This window comes from Streptomonospora wellingtoniae, assembly GCF_031845375.1.
GTDB classification, from domain to species: domain Bacteria; phylum Actinomycetota; class Actinomycetes; order Streptosporangiales; family Streptosporangiaceae; genus Streptomonospora; species Streptomonospora wellingtoniae.
The window spans coordinates 356,425-379,671 of record NZ_JAVREK010000001.1 but is presented as its reverse complement, the minus strand read 5'-3'; the positions used below and the strand labels follow the sequence as shown (position 1 = coordinate 379,671).

The window sequence follows — 23,247 nt, the reverse complement described above, 5'->3', positions numbered from 1 at the left end:
CTGCCCGGGCCCGCCGAACCGGGCGCACCGCCTCGCGGGGTCCTGCGGGCCCACTCGCCCGCGCGCCTGCCGGCCCGGGGGCGCGCCGCCTCAGAGTCCGTGGCGGCGCAGCTCCTCGATCTGCCGGCGGTCGCGCTTGGTGGGGCGCCCCGCCCCGCGGTCGCGGCGCAGGACCGCGCCGGGCTGCTCTGGCGCGGGCTCGGGGCTGCGGTCGGTGTAGCAACGGCGCGCGATCGGGGCGCCCACCCGCTTCTCGATCACGAGGGCGACGTCCACGACCCGTGTGACGCCGTTGAGGCGCACCTGCACCTCATCGCCCGCGCGGACGGGCGTCGCGGGCTTGGCGGGCCGGTCGTTGACGCGCACGTGCCCCCCGCGGCACGCCTGGGCGGCGTCGGCGCGGGTCTTGGCCAGCCGCACCGCCCAGACCCAGCGGTCCACGCGACCGCTGGGATACCCCTGCGGCATCCGGGGATCGGACTGTGCCGCGGAGTCGTTCTCCTGCGCGGGCGGGGTGGCGTGATCGGAGTCGTTCACCTGCAATCCTTCCGGCAGCCGTCGCGATCCCGCTCGGCGGCGGCGCTGTGTCCTCGGCCGGCGTCTCACCTGGGCCGCCTGCCGCGGGCGGCCCCTCTGCCCGCACTGTAGCCCGCCGGCGCGGGTGCGCGCCGCCCCGGCGGCGGGCGAATACGAGGTGCGGAGCACTCCCGACGGGCGCTAGAGTGGGACGAGTGCGCAGCCGCCCCGGCGGCTCGGCCGCACCGAGGTCCTGTGGAGCAGCTAGGAGTGCTCGCCACCCTGTCAAGGTGGAGGCCGCGGGTTCAAATCCCGTCAGGACCGCCTCCTCTCAACCGGCTTCCCGGTCCTCTCGACCACCCGTTCCGCACCGGCACCGCTGCCTGCGGTCGCGAAGGGACCCCGTGGCCTACCGCTACGCCACCGAGCGCCGCGACCACTCCGACCTGGCCTGCGGGAACGTGCTCCGCTCCGCGCCGGGCCACCCGGGATTCCCCGTCCGCCTGGCCGACGAACTGTTCCAGCGCGCCGCCTCCCACCTGCCCACCGCGCCGCTCGCGATGTGGGACCCCTGCTGCGGCAGCGGGCACCTCGCCGCCTCCGTCGGGACTCTGCACCGCGACCGGCTGTCCTGGCTCCTGGCCACCGACACCGACGCCGCCGCGCTCTCCATCGCCCGACGCAACCTCGCCCTGCTCACCGGTCAGGGCCTGGCCGAACGCGAGCGGGTGCTGCGCGCCGAGGCCGCGGAGTTCGGCAAGCCGGCCCTGCTGGACCGGGCCGACACCGCCGCGCGGCTGGCCTCGCGGTTGCGCGAACGCGGCGGGGACCTCGCGCACCGTGTCGGCGAGGGGGACGTCTTCGCCCCGGCCGATCCGGAGCGCCCCGTCGACCTGGTGCTCACCGATGTCCCCTACGGAGGCCTCACCTCCTTCGTCGGCGCGCCGTCCGGAGGGGAGCCCGTTCCCGCGCTGCTGCGCGCGCTGGCAGCGGTCCTGCCCGAGCGCGCCGTGCTCGCGGTGACCGCGCGCACCCGCAAGGTCGCCCTGCCCGCGGGCGTGCGCGCGCTGGAGCGGGTCCGCGTGGGCAACCGCGCGGCCGCGCTGGTGCGCGCCGGCGACGTGCCGCGCTGAGGTCCGGCTCCGCGCGTTCCCGGCCTCAGCCGAATGCCGCCCGCCGCCCGGGCACAGCAGGCGGATCCGTCCGCGATTTCCGGGAGCCGGAAATTCCGAAAGCGCATCGTGTGGGGGAAAGCGCCCTGAATGGGTATTCCGTTCGATGGGTCCGGCTTACTCACCGGGCGGATGCGGCATCGCTCCGCCCGGTCCACGCCGACGCAAAAAGCGAGTGGTGACTGTGGATAATCGCGGTAAAACTGCAGGTCGGAATCCGTGTGCAGGGGAACTCCTGCTCGGGGTCGACGGATACCTGAGTCGATCGCCGGAAAACGCGGGCCGAGAGCCGTATCCGCGGCGGCACGGAAATCCGTCCCCGGCCGAAACACCTCTGCCGCCCACGCCGCCCACGCCGAACGGGGCGCGCGTGTACGGGAGCCCGGATCGCGCGGCGACCGGCACGCCTCGGCCCGCGGACGAGGAGGCGGTCGCCGAGGCCGTCGTGCGCCGGTCGGCCTCGCTGCTGCTCGGCCCGCCCGACGGACGCTTCTTCGAGCGCCTCCCGCTCATCCGCCGCGCGCTGCTGGAACTCCCCGCCATCGCCGCCCGCCGGGCCCTCACCGACCTCTGCGAACACGCCGCCGCCGTACCCGAGGCCGAACTGCGCGCACAGCATGCCCGGACCTTCGACCCCCGGCGGTTCCGCACGCTGCACCTGCTCGACCACGCCGAAAGCGACGCTCGGCGCCGGCGCCGGGTCCGCGTGCGTATCGCCGGGCTCTATGCGGACCGCGGCTGGCGGACGACCGGCACCGAGGAGCCCGACCACCTGGCAGTGGTCCTGGAGTTCGCCGCCCGGTGCGACCCCGGCCGCGGAGAGCGGCTGCTCGGGCGGCTGCGCCCCGGGATGGAGCGGTTGATCGGGGCGACGGCCGACCTCGGTACGCCCTACGCGCGGGCGCTGGACGCAGTGCGGGCCACACTCCCGCCTGCGGGGCGGGGCACCGCACCCGTCGCTCGGGCGGAGAGGGCGCACGTCGGCGGCCCCGACGGGGCGGTGGCCGCTCTTCCGCGGCAGGCCCGCGGACCGGAGAGCGGATCGGAGGCCGCCGGCGCGGTGCGCTTCGGCGCCGCGCGCTCCGGCATGGTCCCCGACCGCCGCGCGGGCTCCTGAGTCCCGCCGCCCGGCGGGGCGCGGCACCGGCGCGACCGGGTATCCCGTGCCCCGCTGCGCGCGGAGGCAGGAAAGGCACCCGCGCGCCTGCGGGCCGAAGGCGCCCGCTGCAACGGTCCGGTGGAGCCGAGACCCGGCGTCGTCCCCGGCCACGGGGTTGCGTAACGGATCGGTAGGCATAAGGTAACGGGTCGTGCCGATTCGTGAGCAAGTGCCCGAATCGGGTACGCAAGGGCGGGTGCCGTCCCCCGTAGCAAAGGAGCACCACGGGCCGTGGATCAACTCAACCAACTAGCGAACGACCTCGTCACCACGTTCACAGATGCGTTCTGGGCGTGGTTGCTCATCCCCCTGCTGGCGGTCCTGAGCATCTACTTCACCGTCAGGCTCGGGGGCGTGCAGCTGCGCATGATCCCGGAGATGTTCCGGACGCTGCGCAGCAAGCCCGAGACCGCCCCCGACGGCAAGCGGGCGATCTCGTCGTTCCAGGCCTTCTCGATCTCGGCGGCCGCGCGCATCGGCACCGGAAACGTCGTCGGCGTGGCCGGCGCGATCGCGGTCGGCGGTCCCGGCGCCGTGCTGTGGATGTGGGTCGCCGGCCTCTTCGTCGGGGCCGCGAGCTTCGTGGAGTCCACGCTCGGTCAGCTCTACAAGGTGCGCGACCGGACCGGCTACCGCGGCGGCCCCGCCTACTACATGCAGTACGGCCTCAACGCCCGGTGGATGGGGATCATCTTCGCCATCGCCATCACGGTGACCTTCGGGTTCGTGTTCAACGCGGTGCAGAGCAACACCATCGCCAACGCAGTGGCCAACTCCGCCGGCGCCGTGGGCTACGAGTTCGGCGGCGCGGTGACGGCCGGGGTCGGGCTGCTGCTGGTGGCCGTGACGGCGCTCGTCGTGTTCGGCGGCGTGCGCCGCATCGCCCACGTCACGCAGACGCTGGTCCCCTTCATGGCGGTGTTCTACCTGCTCATGGGTCTGGTTGTGGTCGTGCTCAACGCTGGTCAGATCCCGGCCGTCTTCTCCGAGATCGTGCAGAGCGCGCTCGGCCTACGCGAGGTCGCCGGCGCGGCCATCGGCACGGTGATCATCCAGGGCGTGCGGCGCGGCATGTTCTCCAACGAGGCCGGACTGGGTTCGGCGCCCAACGCCGGCGCCACCGCGTCGGTGACCCACCCGGTCAAGCAGGGCCTCGTGCAGACCCTGGGCGTCTACTTCGACACCCTGATCATCTGCTCCATGACCGCGTTCCTGATCCTGACCACCAACCCGACACTCGGCGCCGAGCGCGGCCCGATGCTGACCCAGGAGGCCCTGGAGACCGGGCTGGGCACATGGTCGCTGCACGCGCTGACGGTGGTGCTGCTGCTCCTGGCCTTCAGCTCGATCCTGGGCAACTACTACTACGGCCAGGCCAACGTCGCCTTCCTCACCGAGAACCGCGGGGTCATGACCGGGTTCAAGGTCGTCTTCCTGATCGCGACCTTCCTCGGCTCGATCGGCACGGTGCAGATCGTGTGGAGCCTGGCCGACACCGCGATGGGCTTCATGGCCCTGGTCAACCTGCTGGCGCTCGCCCCGCTCGCCGGTGCGGTGGGGATCGTGCTCAAGGACTACATCGAGCAGCGCAAGCAGGGCCTCGACCCGGTGTTCACCCGCGACCGGTTCCCGCAACTGCGCGGAGTCCAGTGCTGGGACGCCGAGCATCAGCCCGCGGCCGACGAGGCGGGCACGGGCCACCGCTAGGCCGCCGGCGCACCCGCGAAACGCTCCGGGCGGTCGGCACAGCATCCGGCGGGGCGGTGCGGACCGAGAGCAGGGCGGTGCGCCCCCGGAAGCCCCGACCCCCGTTGATCTTGTAGCTATCGTGAAGGAAAACGATTTCCAGTGACGATGGCTACAAGATCAACGGGGGTTCGGCGTCGGCGGAGCGGCCGGGGTCTGGAGACCTCCCCCCGGGTCGTTCAGGAGCACGGCGCTCTGCTGCACCGGATCGACGTGCTGGTGCTGGGCGTCTTCGTCGTCGAGCTGGCCCTGCGGATCTTCGCCTACCGGGGAGCGCGACGACCCCCAGCAGGAGATCCTCACCGAGCTCCGCGCCCTGCGAGGGGAGGTGGCCGACCTTCGCCGCGAACGGGAGGCGGCCTGACCGACGGCAACGGGGGAACGTCCCGAGGCGAGGAGCCCTCGCGGGCACCGGGCGTGGACCGCGCGGCGGTCCCCGAGCGGCCCTTCTGGTCGGGCCGACTGCGCCGACGGAAGGCGCTGCGGGCCTGTCATCGGCCCTTTCACGAGCCTCGGGACCGCCTTCGCACCGCTTAAGGGCGGGGTGCGGGGGCGATAGCCGGGTCGAGTCCGGTCTGCAGCCAGGACATGAATCCGGAGTAATGCGCCGCTGTGCTGACCTGCACCACGGTCCCCTCCACGCTGACTGTCGTGCGGCCGATGTCGTCGACCGCCAGCGGCATGTCCTCGGATTGCACGAAGGGAAGCTTCAGCGCCGCGCTCAACGTCAGCGCGTCGTGCTGAAGCGTGCCGGGGATGGGGAGGTCGGCTCCCGAGAACCACCGGTCGAGGTGGGTGCCCAGCAGCGCAGCCCAGGGCGGGGCGTCGAAGGCGCGCAGCTTCCGATAGAGGGCATGGCTGGAATCGACTCTGATCTCGGGGGTGTAGGTGACCTCTGATGTGACGAACTCCGGAGCCGGCAGCAGGCCGTCGGCGATGGCGCCGAAGACGGTGTGCACTGCCGCCGCGTCCAGACGGAAGTTGTGCTCGGCGCGCTCGGGGTCGCGATAGCGCAGCGCGCCGCCCATCTGCGTCACGCGCAGCCGTGATGCCACTTCAGGGGCATGGGAAAGCAGGTCGGCCAGGTTGGTCATGGGCCCCATCCCCACCCAGCGGATCGGGCCGGTGCGTTCGGCCGCGAGTCGGCGCACCGCCGAGACGACGTCCGCTTCCTGCGGGGGTACCTGGGCGGGAGTGAGCCCCTCGACACAGTAGTAGCGGGTCCCGCCCAGGTCGGCGCCCGCCGTCACCGGGGTCTCGGTGCGGCCGACGGAGTCCAGGAGGTACCTGGCGAATCGGGCGCGTTGTCCCCGGCCCTGTTCGGAGCCCGTCTCGTCCGCCGTGGTCACGAGGGCCAGATGGGAAACGCAGCGTGCTGCGAGTGCGACCGCGAGCGCGTCGTCGGCGTCGCCGCCGATATCCGTGTCGATGATCATCGGGGTATCGCGCAGGTCCTCCGGCCATGCGTCGCTCTTGGGCAACGCTTCGCCGAGTGCTCCGGGCCCGCTCCCGGGCATGGCTTCACCGAGGTCGATGATGGCTTGCCGATGGCACCGCAGTTCCTCTGTGTTCTCGTTTCGATCGTCGCCCATTCCTGCATCCTCTTCTGCGGACGTTCCGGGTTTCGGCGCGCGGTTCTCCGCCGCGCAGGCCCGGCCCTAGGTGAAAGCCCGTGTGCTGGGGTGATGCGTGTCGGCATGAAGCAGGTCACAAGTGGGGCGCTGTGAGGGTGCCTTCTCGGGGCGGGAGTCGCTAGTGTTCTAGGTCACAACCGCCCGTGTTCGAGGGGGCCAGATGACCATCGTCGCGATCGAGCCCGCCACCCCGGAACGGTGGGCAGACCTGGAACGGCTGTTCGGGCCTACCGGGGCCTACGGCCACTGCTGGTGCGTCTACTTCCGGCGCAGAGCCAAGGACTTCACCGCGAGCGTGTCGTGCGCGCCCGCTCAGAGAGGCGGCAGCAACCGCGAGGCGCTGGAGCGGGTGACGCTCGACGGGAAGGTCCCCGGGCTGATCGCCTACGACGGATCGGAGCCGTGCGGCTGGGTGTCGGTGGCGCCGCGGGAGGACTTCGTGCGGCTTGCGCGTTCGCGCTCGCTGCGCCCGGCCGACCCCGACGAGCCCGGGGTCTGGTCGCTGGTGTGCTTCTGGCTGCCGCCGCGCCGGCGGCGCCGGGGGATGGGGTCGCAGCTGCTGGACGGCGCGGTCGAGCACGCCCGCGCGAACGGCGGCCGCATCCTGGAGGCCTACCCCGTCGACACCGCCGGCGGGCGGGCGCCCAGTGCCGAGGTCTACACCGGGACCGTGCGCATGTTCCAGAAGGCGGGCTTCGCCTGCTCGCCCCACCCCGGCAGCGGGCGGCCCATCGCCAGGCTGACCCTCAAGGACGACTGACCCCCGCGGGCTGTCGGGCCGAGGAGTCCTGCAGCCGCGACGCCCCCCGCAACCTCCCCGGGCACCGCTCCGAGTGCGACCGGGGCCCGCCGCGCCCCGCTGCGGACCGAGCCGATGCGCCCCGCCCCCCAGGCGCCGCCGAGGGGCGGTGGTGTGCGGAACACGGGACACGTCTTGCTTTCGATATACCCTAGGGGGGTAGAGTACCTACATAGTCGGGTGAAGGGAGCGGTCGTGCGGAGGAGCCGTGCCCGGCCGGGCGGAGCGGTCACGTACGGGGGTGCACGCCTCGGCGTATACCCCTCACCCGTATCCGGCGTACGCTTGGCCCGACGGCGGGTCCCGGCGGTCCGTCCGGCACGCTCCCGATCAGCACCCTCGCGATGTGCGGCATCGGCCGCGGAGGAGGCCACAACGCGATGAGCAGCGAGAGCGCCGAACTGAAGCGTGTACCGGCCAGGTCCGAGCACCGGATCGAGCTCGCGATCGGCGGCATGACCTGCGCCTCGTGCGCCAACCGTGTCGAGAAGAAGCTCAACAGGCTCGACGGCGTCACCGCCGAGGTCAACTACGCAACCGAGAAGGCCCGGGTCACCTACCCGGACGGCGTCGGCACGGGCGACCTCGTCGCCCAGGTCGAGAAGGCCGGCTACACCGCGACCCCGCCTCCGGCGCCCGAGGCCGGACGCGGCGCGGACTCCACCGCGGCCCAGGGCGGGCAGGACGATCCGCTGCGCGCGCTGCGCACCCGCACGATCGTCAGCCTGATGCTGTCGGTTCCGGTCGTCGCCATGGCCATGGTCCCCGCTCTGCAGTTCACCTACTGGCAGTGGGCCTCGCTCGCCCTCGCCGCGCCGGTCGTGGTCTGGGGCGCCCTGCCGTTCCACACCGCCGCCGCCAAGAACCTGCGGCTGGGCCAGGCGACCATGGACACTCTGGTGTCGATGGGCACGCTGGCCGCATTCGGCTGGTCGCTCTACGCACTGTTCCTCGGCACCGCCGGCGAGCCGGGCACGATGGACGCCTTCTCGCTGACGGTCGAGCGGGGCGGCGGCGCGGGCGACATCTACCTGGAGGTCGCCTCCGGCGTCACCTCCTTCATCCTGCTCGGCCGCTACTTCGAGGCCAGGTCCAAGCGCCGCGCGGGCGACGCGCTGCGTGCACTGCTCGAACTCGGGGCCAAGGACGTCGCCGTCGTGCGCGAGGGGCGCGAGGAGCGGGTGCCCGTGGACCGGCTCGCGGTCGGCGACGTGTTCGCCGTCCGCCCGGGTGAGAAGTTCGCCGCCGACGGCGAGGTGCAGGAGGGCACCTCCGCTGCGGACCGCAGCATGCTCACCGGGGAGTCGGTGCCGGAGGAGGTCGGCCCGGGCTCGGCGGTTGCGGGAGCGACCGTCAACGTGGGCGGCCGGCTGCTCGTGCGCGCCACGCGCGTGGGCTCCGACACCCAGCTCGCGCAGATGGCCCGCCTGGTCGAGGAGGCGCAGAGCGGCAAGGCCGAGGTCCAGCGCCTGGCCGATCGCGTCTCTGGCGTGTTCGTACCCGTGGTGATCGCGCTCGCGGCGGCTACCCTCGGGTTCTGGCTGAGCACCGGCGGCGCCGCCGAGGCGTTCACCGCGGCGGTGGCCGTGCTGATCATCGCCTGCCCGTGCGCGCTGGGCCTGGCCACCCCCACGGCGCTGCTGGTGGGCACCGGCCGCGGCGCCCAGCTGGGCATCCTCATCAAGGGGCCCGAGGTGCTGGAGACCACCCGCCGCATCGACACGGTAGTGCTGGACAAGACCGGCACGGTCACCACCGGGCGCATGGCGCTGGCGGGTGTGGCCGCCGCCGAAGGAACCGACGAGGCCGAGGCGCTGCGCCTGGCGGGCGCGGTCGAGGACGCGTCCGAGCACCCGGTCGGCCGGGCGATCGCCGCGGGTGCCGTGCAGCGTGTCGGCGATCTGCCGGGTGTCGACGGCTTCGCCGCCATTGGCGGCCGCGGGGTCGAGGGCGTAGCGGCGGGTCGCCGGGTGCTGGTCGGCCGCCCCGCGCTGCTGGCCGAGCGCGGCATGGCACTGCCCGAGGAGCTGGAGCGCGCCGTGGAGCGCGACCGCGGACAGGGGCGCACCGTGGTCGCGGTGGGCTGGGACGGCGCCGCCCGCGCAGTGCTCGCCGTCTCCGACGCGGTCAAGCCCACCAGCGCGGAGGCGGTCACCCGGCTGCGCGCGCTCGGCCTGCGCCCGGTGCTGCTGACCGGCGACGCGGCCGCGGTGGCCGGGGCCGTCGCGGCGGAGGTCGGCATCGGCGAGGTCGTCGCCGAGGTGATGCCGGAGGACAAGGTCGCCATGGTGCGGCGGCTGCAGGAGGAGGGGCGCACCGTCGCGATGGTCGGCGACGGGATCAACGATGCCGCCGCGCTGGCGCAGGCCGACCTCGGCCTGGCCATGGGCACGGGCACGGACGTCGCGATCGAGGCCGGCGACCTCACCCTGGTGCGGGGCGACCTGCGGGTGGCCGCCGACGCCATCCGGCTGTCCCGCCGCACCCTGGGCACGATCCGAGGCAACCTGTTCTGGGCGTTCGGCTACAACGTCCTCGCCCTGCCGCTGGCGGCCGCCGGGCTGCTCAACCCGATGATCGCCGGCGCGGCCATGGCGCTGTCCAGCGTCTTCGTCGTGAGCAACAGTCTCCGGCTGCGGACGTTCCGCCCGCTGGCGCGATCCGGCGACGAGGGGACCACCCCCGCGGGCGCCGAGCCGGCGGTGGAGCGGGAGCACCGGGCCGAGACAGCGCGCTGATCCGCGTGCGGCGGCCGGCGAGGCGACCGGCGGGCACGCCGTAAGGGGGCGGCGGCCGCCCCCTTACGCGTGCGCGCGGGGTCCGGGGTGGACCCGCCCGGACGTCCGGATCGGCCCTGCAACGGTGTGTATCAACCAACATTCCGGACATTGCGTCGCGAACCGGTCGCGCAGCGCTTCCCCCCGCAGCTCGGGTGGCGTAGGGTGCGTCGCCGACCCCCCCTTCCCCGGGGAGTTCCGGCGCGTCGGGTGCAGTGGGCCGACCGGGGCCCCGCCGCGCCGCCACGCGTCACGACCCGCGAGCCCGAGGACGGACCGAGTGACCGACGCATGCCCCTACGCCGAGCCGTACAAGCCTGAGTTCCACCGGGATCCGGACCGCGTCTACCAGCGCATGCGCGACTCCCACGGGCCCGTCGTCCCGGCCATGCTCGAACCCGGGGTCCGCGGCTGGCTGGTCGTCGACTACGCCACGATCATCGCCTGGTGCCGCGACACCGCCACGTTCAGCCGCGACGCCCGGCGCTGGAGCGACTGGCGCGAGGGGCTCGTGTCCGAGGACGCCGGGGTGCTGGGCATGATGGAGCACCGCCCCAATGTGCTCTTCGCCGACGGAGCCGAGCACCGGCGCCTGCGCCGCGCCGTCACCGACAGCTTCGGCCGCATCGACTCCGCCGAGATCGCCTCCTACACCGCCCGGGTCGCCGAGTCGCTGGTCGACGGGTTCTGCCAGCTGGGCGAAGCCGACATCCTCGACGAGTACGCCCGCGTGCTGCCGCTGATGGTCATGAACCGCATCTTCGGGTTCGACGAGGAGAGCGGCCGGCGGTTCATCACCGCCCTGGCCGCCATGATGGACGCCGAGGACTCCGAGCGAGCCAACGCCGAATTGGAGCGCGTCGTCTCCGCGGTCATCGCCCGCAAGCGCAAGGAACCGGGCGAGGACGTCACCTCATGGTTGATGGACCACCGCGCCGGGCTCAGCGACGAGGAGGTGCTGCAGCACCTGGTGCTGATCGTGGGTGCGGGCACCGAGCCCACCGCAAGCCTCATCGGCAACGCCATGCGGATCATCCTCACCGATCCCGCGTTCCGCGACGAGATCTCCGGCGGGCGCATGGGCGTCGAGGACGCCGTCGAACACGTGCTCTGGCGCGACCCGCCGCTGATCGGCTATCCGGTGATGTATCCCGTCACCGACGTCTCGCTGCCCAACGGCGGCACGCTGCCCGCCGGTTCGCCCGTCCTCCTCGGCTACGGGGCGGCCAACCGCGCGATGGCGGGTGCGTCCACCCAGGAGGAGGCCGGGGCCACCGCGAACCGTGCCCACCTGTCATTCGGGGTCGGCCCGCACCGATGCCCCGCGCAGGACCTCGCGACCATGATCGCCACGACCGGCATCTCGACGCTGCTGCGCCGGCTGCCCGGGCTGCGCCTGGCGGTCACCGCCGACGAGCTGGAGTGGCGCAGCTCCCCGTTCTCCCGCTCGCTCACCCGCCTTCCGGTCACCTTCACCCCTCAGAACCCCACCCAGGAAGAGGCGCCGTGGAAGCAGTCCCCCTCCTCACTGGAAACCTCCATGAGCAGTCCCGACGACTCCGCGATACCGGCCCGGTGGTCCCTGTCCGGCTTCCTGGCGATGTTCCGGCGTGGGCGGTGACCGGGCACTCGGCGGTAGCGGAGGTGCTGGCCCACCCCGCGGTCAAGAAGGACCCCCGGCACTGGCGCGCCTGGCGCGACGGCGAGATCCCGCCCGACTGGCAGCTGATCTCGTGGGTGGCCAACGAGAACATGCTCGCCCGCGACGATGCCGACCACACCCGGCTGCGCAAGCTGGTCTCCAAAGCGTTCACACCGCGCCGGGTCGAGGAGATGCGCGGGCGCGTCGCCTCGCTGACCGACGCGCTGCTGGACGACATGGCCGGCTCCCGCGGCGAGGTCGAACTGAAGGAGGCGCTGGCCCGTCCGGTGCCGATGGGCATCACCGCCGACCTGTTCGGGGTGGCCGACCCCGAGGACCGCGCCGAGCTGGCGCGGCTGATCGGGCTCATTCTGGACCAGAGCATCACACCCGAGGTCGCCGGGCGAACCCACCTGGAGGTGCAGGCCTACCTGGCCGGCCTGGTGGCCCGTAAGCGCGGCGAGCCAGGCGACGACCTGACCAGCGCGCTCATCGACGCCCGCTCGGAGGACGAGGACCGGCTCAGCGAGCCGGAGCTGGTATGGACGCTGATCCTGATCATCGGTGCCGGGTTCGAGACCACGATGAACCTCATCGTCAACGCGGTGCGCGCGCTGCTGACCCATCCCGACCAGCTGCGCATGGTCCGCGGCGGCGAGTACACCTGGGACGACGTGATCGAGGAGACCCTGCGCTGGGACACCTCCATCCACAACATCCCGCTGCGCTACGCCGCCGAGGATCTGGAGGTCCAGGGCAGCCGCATCGGCGAGGGCGAGGCCATCCTCGTCGGCTACGGTGCGGCCGGGCGCGACCCGGACCGCTACGGCGCGACGGCGCACCTGTTCGACATCACCCGCGAGGACAAGGCCCACCTGTCGTTCTCGCACGGGCCGCACTACTGCCTGGGCGCCAACCTGGCGCGGCTGGAACTGGGCGTCGTGCTGCCGAAGCTGTTCGAGCGCTTCCCTCGGATGAGCCTGGCGGGCGCCGAGCCGGAGGAACTGCCGTCGATCGTCTCGGGCGGTGTGACGGCGCTTCCGGTGCGGTTGGACGCCGGCGCGCCGAGCGGGGCGCCGACCGCCTGAACCTGCGGGCGCCTCGCCTCGCCCGTCACACGCGCTCGGGCGCCAGCCCGGCGGCCACGACGTCGACGAGCAGGTCGAGCACCTGCGGGTAGTGCTCGGGCGAGGCGAGGCGGTCCGCGTTCATCGGCAGCAGCAATACCGCCTGCAGTACGCCGACGATCACCGCGGGGTCGGCCGCCACCAGGGCGCCCTCCCCGCGCTTCTCCGCGACGAAGTCGAAGAGGGCGGTGACCGGATTGCCGGGAACGCCGGTCACCGACTCCGGGTCGTGGCGGCGGGACACCGCCGCCATCTCCTCGGGGTGGGTCATCAGCCGGCTGTAGAGCGGGTCGGTGGTGAGAACGTCGACCGTGGCGTGCAGGAACCGGCGCAGCCCTTCGCGCGTGCCGGGGGCTGACAGCAGCGCGTCGTCGACCGTGGCGCGCCTGACCTCGGTCATGCGATCGGTCATCAGCTCCAGGTACAGCGCCTCCTTGGAGTCGAAGAACTGGTAGAAGCTGCTCTTGGCGATTGCGGCGGGCGCCACCAGGTCCTCCAATGAGGTCTTGCGCAGCCCGCGGGTCGTGAACAGCCGCCGCCCCGACTCCATCAGCAGGCCCTTGATACGGGCCTTCTCGTCGGCGGAGAACGCGGCAGGCATCGCGGCCTCCTTCCGTCGCCCGTGTTCCTTCGCGTTCGTGTGTCCGTTGCGGTCACATGGTTTCAGACGCGGCCCGCGGCCGGTCGGCGGCCGCGGGCGCGCCCTTGCGCACGAGGGAGAGGCGCAGTCCGCGCCACCGGGCCACCGCGGCGATGACGGCGGTCATCGCCAGACCGCCGGCGCCCAGCGGCAGCACCGTGGCCAGGCCGTCCGCGCCGGAGTTGGCGAGCGTCCAGGCGATCTTCACCGCCAGCCCGCCGTCGATGACCACCAGCCCCCAGCCCAGCGAGCGCTGCCAGAAGGCCGCGCACAGTGCGGCGATCAGCAGGGGCGCCAGCGGCAGTGTCAGCCAGGTGACCCATGTCGGATCGGTGAACAGGTCCTTCTCCATCTCCAGTACCGCCTGCATCCGCGGGTCGGTCTCGTTTGGGGGCGGAGCGGGGAACCAGAAGAAGCTGGAGAGCATCGCGAGGACGGTCCCCGTCAGGGCGAGGGGGCGGCGCGTCCAGCAGAAGTAGGCGATCGGCAGGAAGAAGAGAGGGCGGATGTACCAGCTCAGCGGGTTGAGGTGGCGTGGCCAGGCCCAGGCGAGGAAGTCGGTCAGCAGGTCCATGTCAGGCTCCCGTGGCGAAAGTTGAAACTATAAAACCATAATGAGTATTTGTTTTCAACCACTCGAAGCAGGCGGAGGCGGATCGCATGGCCTGGCGCGACGCTCAGGGCCTGGGAAGGCGCTTCAGCGGGCGCGGTGACCGGCGCAGCGGCCCGGGGAGGAGGATCCTGCGGGTCAGTGCGGAGGAGTGGAGTCGCGAGCGGAGACCCCGGCGGCGCCTGAGCGCTGGTCCGGAGCAGGCGGAGCGTCGTTCGCGCTCGCAGCGCGGACGGCCCAGCGGGCCACCTGGTCGGCGGTGCGCTCCGCCGGAACCCCGGTGGTGTCCAGCAGCTCGACGGGCGGCTCCATCTCGTGCGCGGACTCCTCGACCCAGCGGGCGTAGTCGAGCATCTCGGCGATGCGGGGCTCGTCCCACTGGCGCCAGGCCGGCCGCGCGCGCAGCCGCGTGGCGAGCACCTCGGGATCGCACGTCAGCGCCAGGTAGCGGATGTCGGAGAACAGCGCGCGCTCGGGCAGATCCTCGAACTCCGGCGGTACAACGGTGCCGCACAGCACGACCGGGCGGCCGTTCTGCTGGATCATCGCGGCAGTGCGCAGCCAGGTGGTGCGGAACAGGGGGTGCTCGGTGTCGGAGTCGCGCAGTCCGCCGGTCCACAGCAGGTCCTGCTCCAGCACCACGAACCGCTGCGAGAGGCTATCCAGCAGCAGGCGCGCGACGGTGGACTTGCCGGTGCCGCTGGGGCCGGTCACGCACAGCAGCGGCAGACGCCGGAAGGGCTCGCGGTGGCCGCAGTCGGCGCAGTACAGCACCGCGCCCGCCGGGTCGGCGGCGTCGACGCCGGGCCGGTCGGTGAACTCTCCGCAGCGCGCGCAGATCAGCGGGTTCACGCGACCGTCCCGCACACGCGGCCGCGCCGGCGGGCGGGTGCCATGGCGCGCACGTCAGTCGAAGAGCCCTTCCAGGAAGCTCTTGCGGCGCTTCTGTCCGTAGGGGCGGGGGGAGTCGCCGTACCCGTAGGGCCGGGGGGAGTCGCGGTAGCCGCCTCCGGCGAAACCGCCGCCGTGGTGGCCGCCGCCGTGGTAGGGGGCGGGGGAGTCGCGGTAGGGACGCACCGGCGCGGGGCCGCCCACGGGGCCGGCGGGACCGGGAACGTGGCTGTTGTGGCGCTCTTCGGCGGAGATGATCTGCTCAAGCTCGCCTCGGTCAAGGAAGATGCCCCGGCAGTTCTGGCACTGCTCGAGGTGGATCCCCATACGGTCGAACGTCTGCATCTGGCCTTGGCACTTAGGGCATATCACGGTTACACAATAGCCACAGGCGCTGTGGAGCGGATAAAAACCCGGATCCTGTCTGCGACCGCGGCGGCCGCAACCGGCCGCCGGAACCGGGAACTCGGCGTCGCCCCAGCTCAGGACGGCTCCACCGGGCGCCCGGTCCGTCCGCGCCGGGAGGAGGCGCGCACCCGGCGCGTCAGCCGGGCGCACCGCACGCCCGTGCGGGCCCGGGACTGCTCCTACACTCGCCTTGACCGCGCCCCCTCCGCCGGGCACCGCCATCCCACTACGAGGTATCCCCATCGATGACGAACGAGAGCAGTGAGCCGGGGCGACTGCTGTCCGGCCGCTACCGCCTGACCGAGCTGATCGGCGAGGGCGGGATGGGGCGCGTCTGGGAGGGCGTCGACGAGGTTCTGGACCGGTCGGTGGCCGTCAAGGAGCTTCTCATCCCTCCGCAGCTGCCCTCGGCCGAGGTCGAGGTGCTGCGCACTCGGATGCTGCGGGAGGCCCGGCACGCGGCCCAGCTCAGCCATCCCTCGATCATCACCGTCTTCGACGTGGTCGAGATCGACGAGCGGCCGTGGATCGTCATGGAGCTGGTGCGCGGGCCGTCGCTCGGCTCCCTCATCAAGAGCGGCGGAGCGTTCGAGCCGCAGCGGGCCGCGGGTATCGGCGCGCAGGTGGCGGCCGGGCTGTCGCTCGCCCACGAGCGCGGCATCGTGCACCGCGACATCAAGCCGGCCAACGTGCTCATCGCCCGCGGCGACCGCGCGGTGCTGACCGACTTCGGCATCGCACACCTGGAGGGCTCCAGCCACCTCACCAGGACCGGCCTGCTCGTGGGGTCGCCGAGCTACCTCGCGCCCGAGCAGGCGCATGGCCGGCCGGCTACGCCGGCCAGCGACATCTGGGCCCTGGGGGTGACCCTCTACCAGGCGGTCGAGGGCACCACGCCCTTCCATCGCGACACACCCATGGCCACGCTCACCGCCATCGTCACCGCGGAGGTGCCGCAGCCGAAGTCGGCGGGCGAGCTGGCGCCGGTGCTCGAACGGCTGCTGCAGAAGGACGCCGGGGACCGGCCCTCGGTCGACGAGGCGGCCTCGCTGCTCCAGGCCGCTGCCGAGGAGGCGCACGGGGAGCGGGACTCCGCAGCTTCGGCCGGGCGGCGGGACGACGCTGCGCAGCACGCCCCCGTCGGCGCGGCCCTGCATGTCGCGCATTCCCCGCAGGCGTCGGGGGCCTCGCCGGCCGGCGGGAACGGCGGCGGAGCGGCACCCGCGTCCGCGGCTCCGCCCGGTCCCATACCGGCAGCGGGGCAGTCTGCACCGGAACGCGGGGGCCGCCGCGGCGGCGCCGCGCTGGCGATCGCGGGCGGACTGGTGGCGCTGGTGCTGGTCGCGGGAGCGGTGGCCTGGATCGGTAGCCGCCAGGGCGCCCCCGCGGAGGAGGCCGGCGCCGTGGGCGACAGCGCCGCGCCGAGCGCGGGCTCCTCGGAGGAGGGGCAGAACGGCTCGGGGCAGGAGGGTACGCAGGCGGCGCCGGACTCCGATGCGCAGGACGGCGGGCAGCCGGAGGAGGACGAGGGCGGCGGCGATGACAGGCCGGAGCTGCCCGAGATGTCCGAGCACGAGGACCCCACCGGGTTCTCCGTCGAGATTCCCGAGGACTGGCCGCTGGACAACCGCAGCGGCACCAGCGTCTTCTTCGACATCCCCGGTGAGCCGGGCTATCTGCAGGTCGACCAGAGCGACGACCCCGCGGACGACGCCAAGGACGACTGGGTGGCCCAGGAGCCGCGCATGTCGGCGAACTTCGACGGCTACTCGCTGGTGGGGATCGAGGCGCTCGGCGAGCCCTACACCGACGACTACATCAGCGCGGCCGACTGGGAGTTCACCTTCACGGGGCAGGACGGCACCGCCATGCACGCCGTGGACCGGGCGTTCCATACCGAGGAGAAGGGCTACGCCCTCTTCCTGGTCTCGACCGAGGCGAGCTTCGCGCGCAACAAGGCGATCCTGGACGAGGCCGCCGAGTCGTTCGAGCCGGCCGGGTAGCCGCGGAGCCGCCGCCGGATCGGCCGCACGACCCGTCGGCCGGGCCGCCCATCGGCCCGTCGGCCGCGGATCGGCCCCACCGGGGCGGGTGCGTGCGCCGGGGCCGCATTCCGTGGCAGGCTCGCGGCATGCGCTGGAACGCCCGACAGTGCCGGGAGCACTTCGCACGCGCGCGCGTCGCACGCCTTGCCACGGTGGACGCCGACGGCCTGCCCCATCTGGTGCCGGTCACCTTCGCCCTGATCGCCGGTGGGGAGGGGGACGCCGACACCGTCGCGTTCGCGGTCGACGACAAGCCCAAGCGCACGACCTCCCTGCGCCGCCTCGCCAACATCGCCGCCGACCCGCGGGTGTGCCTGCTCGCCGACGAGTACTCCGACGACTGGTCGGGTCTGTGGTGGGTGCGCGCCGACGGTCTCGCCCGCATCGTCGATCCGGGGACCGACTCCCAGAACGCGCCCCCCGAGCATCGCACCGCGGTCCGCCGCCTGCAGGAGCGCTACGCCCAGTACCGCGACGCCCCGCCCGCCGGACCGGTCGTCCTCATCGAGGTGACCCGCTGGTCGGGCTGGTCCTCCGGCTAGCAGGTTGTGATGGGGTCTCCGTCCGTCGATTCCCGCCGATCTTGTAGCCATCGTGAAGGAAAGCGATTTCCGTTTGCGATGGCTACAAGATCGACGGTGCCGCGCCGAGTGCCGGCGGACCCGGCCGGCCGGCGGTGCGCTACTTCAGCAGCTGGCGGGCCATCACCAGGCGCTGGATCTGGTTGGTGCCCTCGTAGATCTGGGTGATCTTGGCGTCGCGCATCATGCGCTCCAGCGGGAAGTCCTTGACGTAGCCGGCGCCGCCGAGAAGCTGGACGGCGTCCGTGGTGATCTCCATGGCGGCGTCCGAGGCGTAGCACTTGGCGGCGGCGCCGAAGAAGGGCAGGTCGGCGTCGCCGCGTTCGGACTTCGCGGCGGCGACGTAGACCATCTGCCGGGCAGTCTCCAGCTTCATCGCCATGTCGGCGAGCATGAACTGGATGCCCTGGAAGTCGGCGATCGCGGTGCCGAACTGCTTGCGCTCCTTGGCGTAGGCCACCGCGTGGTCCAGCGCCCCCTGGGCGATGCCCACCGCCTGGGCGCCGATCGTCACCCGGGTGTGGTCGAGCGTGCGCAGCGCGAGCTTGAGGCCCTCGCCGACGCCGCCGACGAGCCGGTCGCCGGGGATGCGCACGTTGTCGAAGTACAGTTCGCGGGTGGGCGATCCCTTGATCCCCAGCTTGCGCTCGGGCTCGCCGAGGGTGAAGCCGGGGTCGTCGGCGTGCAGCACGAACGCGCTGACGTTGCCGCCGCGCTTGCCGCCGGGGTCGGTGACGGCCATGACCGTGTAGTACCGGCTGACCCCGGCGTTGGTGATCCAGGACTTCTGCCCGTTCAGGATCCAGCCGTCGCCGTCGGCCTCGGCGCGCGTGCGCATGCTCGCGGTGTCGGAACCGGCCTCACGCTCCGACAGGCCGTAGGAGAACATCGCCTCGCCGCTGGCCACGGGCGCCAGGTAGCGCTGCTTGACGTCCTCGGAGGCGCCCAGGAGCAGCGGCATCGTGCCCAGCTTGTTCACCGCCGGGATCAGCGAGGAGGACGCGCAGGCGCGGGCCACCTCCTCGATGATGATGCAGGTCGCGACGGCGTCGGCGCCGACACCGCCGTACTCCTCGGGGATGTGTGCGGCGTGGAAGTCGGTGTCCACGAGCGCGTCGTGGGCCGCCTTGGGGAACTCGGACCGCTCGTCGACATCGGCCGCGTGCGGCGCGATCTTGTCGTCGGAGACGGCGCGTACCGCCTCGCGCAGCTGCTCGTGCTCTTCGGTGATGCTGAACAGGTCGAATTCGCCCATGACGCTCCCCGCCCTTCCTCGGTCCCGGCTGCCCGCGCCATCTGGCACTGCGTGTCCAAGTATGGCATCTAGTGTCATCATACGGATCGGGTGCGCCGAACGGAACGACGGCCGATACTCGGGGGATGAGCACGGGGCACACGCAGGGGACCGACGGGGAACGGGGCCGAGGTGGCTGAGCGCGCGGACGGCGATCGGGGCAGGCCGCACGGCGCGGACCGGACCGCGGTGGTCGAGGTGGCGGTACGGCTGTTCACCGAGGCCGGCTACGAGGCCACGACCATGGACGACATCGCTGCCGCGACCGGGATGAGCAGGCGCAGCCTGTTCCGGCGGTTCGGTTCCAAGGAGGACATCCTCTTCGCCGAGCACGACGACCTGTTCGAGACCGTCGAGCGCTTCCTCGAAGCCGCTCCGGACGACGACCCCGTGGCCACCGTGCGCTCGGCTGCGCGCATGGTCTTCCAGGAGTACGTGCGCTCGCCGGAGATCACCGTCCCCCGCTTCCGGTTGGTGCGCGCGGTGCCGCGGCTGCGCGATCGCGAGATCGCCATGACCGCCCGCTATCAGGCGGCGTTCAGCCGCTTCCTGGGCCGCGGAGAGACGGCGGGGCGGCGCGCCCTGACGGGCGAGGCGCTGGCCGCGTCGGTGATCGCTGCGCACAACCACGTGCTGCGGTCGTGGCTGCACTCCCCGCAGGAGCCGGTGCCCTGGCGCCGGTTCGACGAGGCCATGGCGTTCGTGACCGGATCCCTGGGCGCCCTGCTGCGCGAGCCCGCCGGCCGGGGCGGCGCCGCCGTTCAAGACGCCGCGCCGCAGGAGTCGGTACTGGTGGCGGTCTACCCCGCGGCCGCCTCCGGCGAGGACGTGCTGTCGCGCATCCGCTCCGCGCTGGGGTCCGAACACGGCTGAGCGGCGGCGCCGGAGGCGGTGGGCGCGGGCGCTCCGACCGCATTCCTAGCTCGACCGGCGCGCGGCCCGCCGACGGCGAGGGCGCGGCCGTTCGCTGAGGGGTGGTGCCCTCAGACCCGGTCCCGCGGTCCGGTCCCGCCCGGCGCGAGCGGGCCGCCGCCGTCGCAGGGGTCCGGATCGGCGGCAACGGCGCGCAGGAACCCCTCGGCGAACATGGCGCAGGCGTCGTCGACCGAGGGCAGTTCCGGGCCGAGGGCGCGGTCCAGCGCCGGGCGCACCATCATGTGCACCGCGGGCGGCCCGATGAGGAGTTGGATGATGACGGGCATCGGCAGCGGGCGCAGCCGGCCGGCCTCGATCTCGGCGGCGAACAGGCTGGTCATTCCGTTGAGCAGGCGGGGGACCGCCGCCTCCAGCAGGTGCGACCCCGGACCGTCGGGGCGGCCGAGGAGGTCCGCGACGATCGCGGGCAGCACCCGCGGCTCCGTCGAGAACGCGGTGACGATCGCGTGGAAGAGGCTCTGCACGACGTCCTCGAAGCGCTCCGGCGGGTCCGCGGCGACCGCCTCGACGCCGATCACCGGTCCGTAGCGCTCGAAGACGGCCGAGAGCAGGCCGTCGCGCCCGTGGAAGACCGTGTGCAGGCTCGGCACCGAGCACGGCGCAGCGGCCGCGACGGCGTCGAGGGTGACCGCGCCCAGCCCGCGGTCGCCGATGATCGCCGCCGCCGCGGTCACCGCGCGCTCGCGCACGGGCGGGCGGCCTCCGGGGTCCACACCGGAGGCCAGGACGGCGGCGTCCAGCGCGGCGCGCGTTCCGCCGAGCCGGCGCAGCAGGGTGCTGCGCGAGACGCCGGCCTTCGCGGCGACGGCTGTCAGCGGGACCTCGGCGACGTCTCGGCCCTGCTCGCGCGCGGCCGCCACGGCCGCGTCGACGAGACCGGGCGGGACCGTCGGGGCGTCTGCGTCGTTCTGCTCCATCATGGAATTCGATACTACTGTACATATGAAGCAGTTTCAGGTACCCAGGCGTCGGCGTACCGGGCAGCCGCAGCCGGGGCGCCGGTGCCGCGGACCGCGGCACCTCCTGATGCGGAAGCCCGCAATGCGGGAAACCACTGCAGAAGACGAGGAGGAGAGACGATGCGGAGTCGGACGTCGGCCGCAGTCGGCAGTGCCGTGTTCTTCGTCGTGGCGCCGGGCACGATGGTCGGCCTCGTTCCGTGGCTGATCAGCGGCTGGGAGCTTCGCCGGCCGCTCCCGTACTGGGGCGCGGCCCAGGCCGTCGGCGTCGTGCTGATCTGCGCGGGCCTGTACGCGTGCGTGCACGCCTTCACCCGGTTCGCTGCGGCCCGCGGAACGCCGGCCCCGGTGGCGCCCACCGAGCACCTGGTCGTGGACGGTTTCCACCGCTACGTGCGCAACCCCATGTACGTGGCGCTGACCGCGGTCAACACCGGTCAGGCGCTGCTGTTCGGCTCGTGGGGCGCGGCAGTGTGGGCGCTGGCCTTCTGGGCGGCCGCGGCGGTGTTCGTGCGGCTCTACGAGGAGCCGATGATGGCCCGTTCCTTCGGAGTCGAGTATGCCCGGTACCGCCGCAACGTGCCCGCGTGGCTGCCGCGGCTGCGTCCGTGGCAGGCACCCCCCGCGGGCGCCCGCGACTGAGTCCGCGCCGGCTGACGGGGGCTCCGCACCGAGGTGTACCGCGCGCGGGGGGCGGGACGCCCCGTGCGGCGGGGCTCCCCGTGTTGCACGGGGGGCGAAGGACTGTTCGGATGTCAAACAGGTACACTTTCGGAAGGTGCGAAAAACGGCGATTCTTTAGCTCATGGGAAACTGTTTGCCAGCTTTATGATGTGTCCCATGTCACCGGTTCGCCAATGCGCGACAATTGTACTGTTTTGCTTCACTGGAGTTTAATAAGAACTGAACACGAGACATGGTCGAGCCGGGACGGCGGCTTTCCCTGATCCCCCGCATCCCCGCCTGGAAAGGTTGCTCAGGCATGAGCGAAGACGGCAAAGAGCGCGCGGTAGAGCTGCGGTACGAAGGTGGGGCGCACACCCTGCCGCTGCTGACCGGCACCGAGGGTGAACAGGCTTTCGAGGCCAAGACCCTGCTGAGCCGGGCCGGCATGGTCACCCTCGACCCCGGGTTCGCCAACACCGCCGCGTGCCAGTCGAAGATCACCTACATCGACGGCGAAGCGGGCATCCTCCGCTATCGCGGCTATCCCATCCAGGAACTCGCGGCCGGAAGCTCCTTCCTGGAGGTCGCCCACCTCCTCATCCACGGCGAACTCCCCGGACCCGGCGAGCTCAAGGAGTTCTCCGAGCAGCTGCGCGCCAACGCCGCCCTGCCCGTCGAGATGCGGGCCATGATCGACGCTCTGCCGCGCGACGGCCATCCCATGATCCTGCTCGGCGCCGCGGTCAACACCATGGCGGCGTTCTACGCCGACACGACCGACCCCGACGACTCCGACCAGGTCGACCGCGCGACGATGCTGCTGCTGGCGCAGCTGCCCACCGTCGCCGCGCGCATCTACCGCAACTCCGCGGGCGAGCAGCCGCTGGAGCCCGACCACAGCCTCGGCTACGTCGAGGACTTCGTGCGGATGACCTTCGGCGGCGACAGCGGCAGCCGCGAGCTCGACGAGCTCTACGCCAAGGCGATGGACCTGCTGCTCATCCTGCACGCCGACCACGAGCAGAACTGCTCCACCGCCACCGTGCGCGTAGTCGGCTCCTCCCAGGCCAGCCTCTACGGCAGCGTCTCCGCCGGCATCAACGCCCTGTTCGGCCCCCTGCACGGCGGCGCGAACCAGGCCGTGCTGGAGATGCTGGAGGAGATCCGCGGCCTCGGCGGCGACGTCGACTCGTTCCTGGCCAAGGTCAAGGACAAGGAGAGCGGCACGCGGCTGATGGGCTTCGGGCACCGGGTCTACAAGAACTTCGACCCGCGCAGCAAGGAGATCAAAGAGCTGGCCGCCCAGATCCTGGACCGCCAGGAGCAGCCCGATGAGCTGTTCCAGCTCGCGCTGCGCCTGGAGGGCCGCGCACTGGCCGACTCCTACTTCACCGACCGCAAGCTCTACCCCAACGTCGACTTCTACAGCGGCGTCATCTACCGCGCGATGGGCTTCCCGACCGGCATGTTCACCGTGCTGTTCGCCCTCGGCCGGCTGCCCGGCTGGATCGCGCACTGGCGCGAGCAGCGCCTCGACCCCGCCGCCCGGATCGCCCGGCCGCGCCAGCTCTACGTCGGCCCGGCCCAGCGCTCCTACAACGGCTGAAGGGCCGCGCATCCGTACCCGGCCGCGCGGCGGAGCCGC

General features: G+C 72.5%; 21 protein-coding genes and 1 tRNA gene. 13 read left to right on the top strand and 9 right to left on the bottom strand.

Annotated features, from left to right (window positions below):
- Positions 1-90: 90 nt before the first annotated feature.
- A complete protein-coding gene (locus RM446_RS01635) occupies positions 91-468 on the bottom strand; it encodes an RNA-binding S4 domain-containing protein (protein ID WP_311543277.1) in 378 nt (125 codons plus the stop codon).
- Between the two features lie 297 nt (positions 469-765).
- Here RM446_RS01635 and RM446_RS01630 point away from each other — a divergent pair.
- From RM446_RS01630 to RM446_RS01615, 4 genes are all read left to right on the top strand, one after another.
- Positions 766-840 (top strand) — tRNA-Asp (locus RM446_RS01630).
- An 80-nt stretch (positions 841-920) separates the two neighbouring features.
- Positions 921-1,649, top strand: coding sequence for an rRNA methyltransferase (locus tag RM446_RS01625; RefSeq protein WP_311543235.1), 729 nt, complete (start codon positions 921-923; stop codon positions 1,647-1,649).
- A 409-nt stretch (positions 1,650-2,058) separates the two neighbouring features.
- Positions 2,059-2,805 carry a nitrate reductase molybdenum cofactor assembly chaperone gene (locus RM446_RS01620; protein ID WP_311543234.1) on the top strand — a complete coding sequence of 249 codons (747 nt, stop codon included), beginning with the start codon at positions 2,059-2,061 and terminating at the stop codon, positions 2,803-2,805.
- Between the two features lie 273 nt (positions 2,806-3,078).
- Entirely contained in the window at positions 3,079-4,554 is a 1,476-nt protein-coding gene (locus tag RM446_RS01615) for an alanine/glycine:cation symporter family protein (RefSeq protein ID WP_311543233.1), read from the top strand.
- Positions 4,555-4,713: 159 nt separating this feature from the next.
- Here the strand turns inward: RM446_RS01615 and RM446_RS01610 are convergent, their stop codons facing one another.
- Positions 4,714-4,896, bottom strand: a complete 183-nt coding sequence (locus tag RM446_RS01610; protein WP_311543232.1) for a hypothetical protein — start codon at positions 4,894-4,896, stop codon at positions 4,714-4,716.
- Between the two features lie 230 nt (positions 4,897-5,126).
- Positions 5,127-6,185, bottom strand: a complete 1,059-nt coding sequence (locus tag RM446_RS01605) for a nucleoside hydrolase (RefSeq protein ID WP_311543231.1) — start codon at positions 6,183-6,185, stop codon at positions 5,127-5,129.
- 202 nt (positions 6,186-6,387) lie between these two features.
- Between RM446_RS01605 and RM446_RS01600 the strand changes: the two genes are divergently transcribed.
- The 4 genes from RM446_RS01600 to RM446_RS01585 all read left to right on the top strand — a co-directional run bounded on the left by RM446_RS01600 (position 6,388) and on the right by RM446_RS01585 (position 12,533).
- Positions 6,388-6,987 carry a GNAT family N-acetyltransferase gene (locus tag RM446_RS01600; RefSeq protein ID WP_311543230.1) on the top strand — a complete coding sequence of 200 codons (600 nt, stop codon included), beginning with the start codon at positions 6,388-6,390 and terminating at the stop codon, positions 6,985-6,987.
- A gap of 419 nt (positions 6,988-7,406) precedes the next feature.
- On the top strand, positions 7,407-9,764 hold the full coding sequence (locus tag RM446_RS01595) for a heavy metal translocating P-type ATPase (protein ID WP_311543229.1): 2,358 nt from the start codon (positions 7,407-7,409) through the stop codon (positions 9,762-9,764).
- A gap of 319 nt (positions 9,765-10,083) precedes the next feature.
- Complete coding sequence (locus RM446_RS01590; RefSeq protein WP_311543228.1) at positions 10,084-11,424, top strand: cytochrome P450 family protein; 1,341 nt, start codon at positions 10,084-10,086, stop codon at positions 11,422-11,424.
- Positions 11,421-12,533, top strand: coding sequence for a cytochrome P450 family protein (locus RM446_RS01585; RefSeq protein ID WP_311543227.1), 1,113 nt, complete (start codon positions 11,421-11,423; stop codon positions 12,531-12,533). Before RM446_RS01590 ends, RM446_RS01585 begins: the two co-directional genes overlap by 4 nt.
- 25 nt (positions 12,534-12,558) lie before the next feature.
- On the opposite strand, the gene RM446_RS01580 is transcribed toward RM446_RS01585, so the two are convergent.
- The 4 genes from RM446_RS01580 to RM446_RS01565 form a co-directional block, all read right to left on the bottom strand.
- The gene (locus RM446_RS01580; RefSeq protein ID WP_311543226.1) at positions 12,559-13,173 is read right to left on the bottom strand and encodes a TetR/AcrR family transcriptional regulator; all 615 of its coding nucleotides are present in this window, start codon (positions 13,171-13,173) and stop codon (positions 12,559-12,561) included.
- 52 nt (positions 13,174-13,225) lie between these two features.
- Positions 13,226-13,786: a hypothetical protein gene (locus RM446_RS01575; RefSeq protein WP_311543225.1), complete on the bottom strand. Its 561-nt coding sequence runs from the start codon at positions 13,784-13,786 to the stop codon at positions 13,226-13,228.
- 174 nt (positions 13,787-13,960) lie between these two features.
- A complete protein-coding gene (locus RM446_RS01570) occupies positions 13,961-14,674 on the bottom strand; it encodes an AAA family ATPase (protein WP_311543224.1) in 714 nt (237 codons plus the stop codon).
- Positions 14,675-14,728: 54 nt separating this feature from the next.
- Positions 14,729-15,085 carry a TFIIB-type zinc ribbon-containing protein gene (locus RM446_RS01565; RefSeq protein WP_311543223.1) on the bottom strand — a complete coding sequence of 119 codons (357 nt, stop codon included), beginning with the start codon at positions 15,083-15,085 and terminating at the stop codon, positions 14,729-14,731.
- A gap of 281 nt (positions 15,086-15,366) precedes the next feature.
- Here RM446_RS01565 and RM446_RS01560 point away from each other — a divergent pair, with 281 nt between their 5' ends.
- Both RM446_RS01560 and RM446_RS01555 read left to right on the top strand, forming a co-directional pair.
- The gene (locus RM446_RS01560; protein ID WP_311543222.1) at positions 15,367-17,124 is read left to right on the top strand and encodes a serine/threonine-protein kinase; all 1,758 of its coding nucleotides are present in this window, start codon (positions 15,367-15,369) and stop codon (positions 17,122-17,124) included.
- Between the two features lie 128 nt (positions 17,125-17,252).
- On the top strand, positions 17,253-17,708 hold the full coding sequence (locus RM446_RS01555; protein ID WP_311543221.1) for a TIGR03668 family PPOX class F420-dependent oxidoreductase: 456 nt from the start codon (positions 17,253-17,255) through the stop codon (positions 17,706-17,708).
- Between the two features lie 139 nt (positions 17,709-17,847).
- Here the strand turns inward: RM446_RS01555 and RM446_RS01550 are convergent, their stop codons facing one another.
- A complete protein-coding gene (locus tag RM446_RS01550) occupies positions 17,848-19,002 on the bottom strand; it encodes an acyl-CoA dehydrogenase family protein (protein ID WP_311543220.1) in 1,155 nt (384 codons plus the stop codon).
- A gap of 171 nt (positions 19,003-19,173) precedes the next feature.
- Here RM446_RS01550 and RM446_RS01545 point away from each other — a divergent pair, with 171 nt between their 5' ends.
- On the top strand, positions 19,174-19,914 hold the full coding sequence (locus tag RM446_RS01545) for a TetR/AcrR family transcriptional regulator (RefSeq protein ID WP_311543219.1): 741 nt from the start codon (positions 19,174-19,176) through the stop codon (positions 19,912-19,914).
- Positions 19,915-20,024: 110 nt separating this feature from the next.
- Here RM446_RS01545 and RM446_RS01540 read toward each other — a convergent pair whose 3' ends face one another.
- Positions 20,025-20,897: a TetR/AcrR family transcriptional regulator gene (locus tag RM446_RS01540; RefSeq protein ID WP_311543218.1), complete on the bottom strand. Its 873-nt coding sequence runs from the start codon at positions 20,895-20,897 to the stop codon at positions 20,025-20,027.
- Between the two features lie 159 nt (positions 20,898-21,056).
- On the opposite strand from RM446_RS01540, the gene RM446_RS01535 reads away from it, so the two are divergent.
- Together RM446_RS01535 and RM446_RS01530 are read left to right on the top strand one after the other, a co-directional pair.
- Positions 21,057-21,578 (top strand): methyltransferase family protein, encoded by a 522-nt coding sequence (locus RM446_RS01535; protein ID WP_311543217.1) that lies wholly within the window; start codon positions 21,057-21,059, stop codon positions 21,576-21,578.
- A gap of 340 nt (positions 21,579-21,918) precedes the next feature.
- Positions 21,919-23,208 (top strand): citrate synthase, encoded by a 1,290-nt coding sequence (locus RM446_RS01530; RefSeq protein ID WP_311543216.1) that lies wholly within the window; start codon positions 21,919-21,921, stop codon positions 23,206-23,208.
- The last annotated feature ends 39 nt before the right edge of the window (positions 23,209-23,247 follow it).

Coding starts and splice junctions, on each gene's coding strand:
- RM446_RS01595 (WP_311543229.1), top strand. CDS start 7,407: ATGAGCAGCGAGAGCGCCGAACTGAAGCGTGTACCGGCCAGGTCCGAG.
- RM446_RS01540 (WP_311543218.1), bottom strand. CDS start 20,897: ATGATGGAGCAGAACGACGCAGACGCCCCGACGGTCCCGCCCGGTCTC.
- RM446_RS01605 (WP_311543231.1), bottom strand. CDS start 6,185: ATGGGCGACGATCGAAACGAGAACACAGAGGAACTGCGGTGCCATCGG.
- RM446_RS01560 (WP_311543222.1), top strand. CDS start 15,367: ATGACGAACGAGAGCAGTGAGCCGGGGCGACTGCTGTCCGGCCGCTAC.
- RM446_RS01535 (WP_311543217.1), top strand. CDS start 21,057: ATGCGGAGTCGGACGTCGGCCGCAGTCGGCAGTGCCGTGTTCTTCGTC.
- RM446_RS01635 (WP_311543277.1), bottom strand. CDS start 468: ATGCCGCAGGGGTATCCCAGCGGTCGCGTGGACCGCTGGGTCTGGGCG.
- RM446_RS01580 (WP_311543226.1), bottom strand. CDS start 13,173: ATGCCTGCCGCGTTCTCCGCCGACGAGAAGGCCCGTATCAAGGGCCTG.
- RM446_RS01600 (WP_311543230.1), top strand. CDS start 6,388: ATGACCATCGTCGCGATCGAGCCCGCCACCCCGGAACGGTGGGCAGAC.
- RM446_RS01550 (WP_311543220.1), bottom strand. CDS start 19,002: ATGGGCGAATTCGACCTGTTCAGCATCACCGAAGAGCACGAGCAGCTG.
- RM446_RS01555 (WP_311543221.1), top strand. CDS start 17,253: ATGCGCTGGAACGCCCGACAGTGCCGGGAGCACTTCGCACGCGCGCGC.
- RM446_RS01530 (WP_311543216.1), top strand. CDS start 21,919: ATGAGCGAAGACGGCAAAGAGCGCGCGGTAGAGCTGCGGTACGAAGGT.
- RM446_RS01575 (WP_311543225.1), bottom strand. CDS start 13,786: ATGGACCTGCTGACCGACTTCCTCGCCTGGGCCTGGCCACGCCACCTC.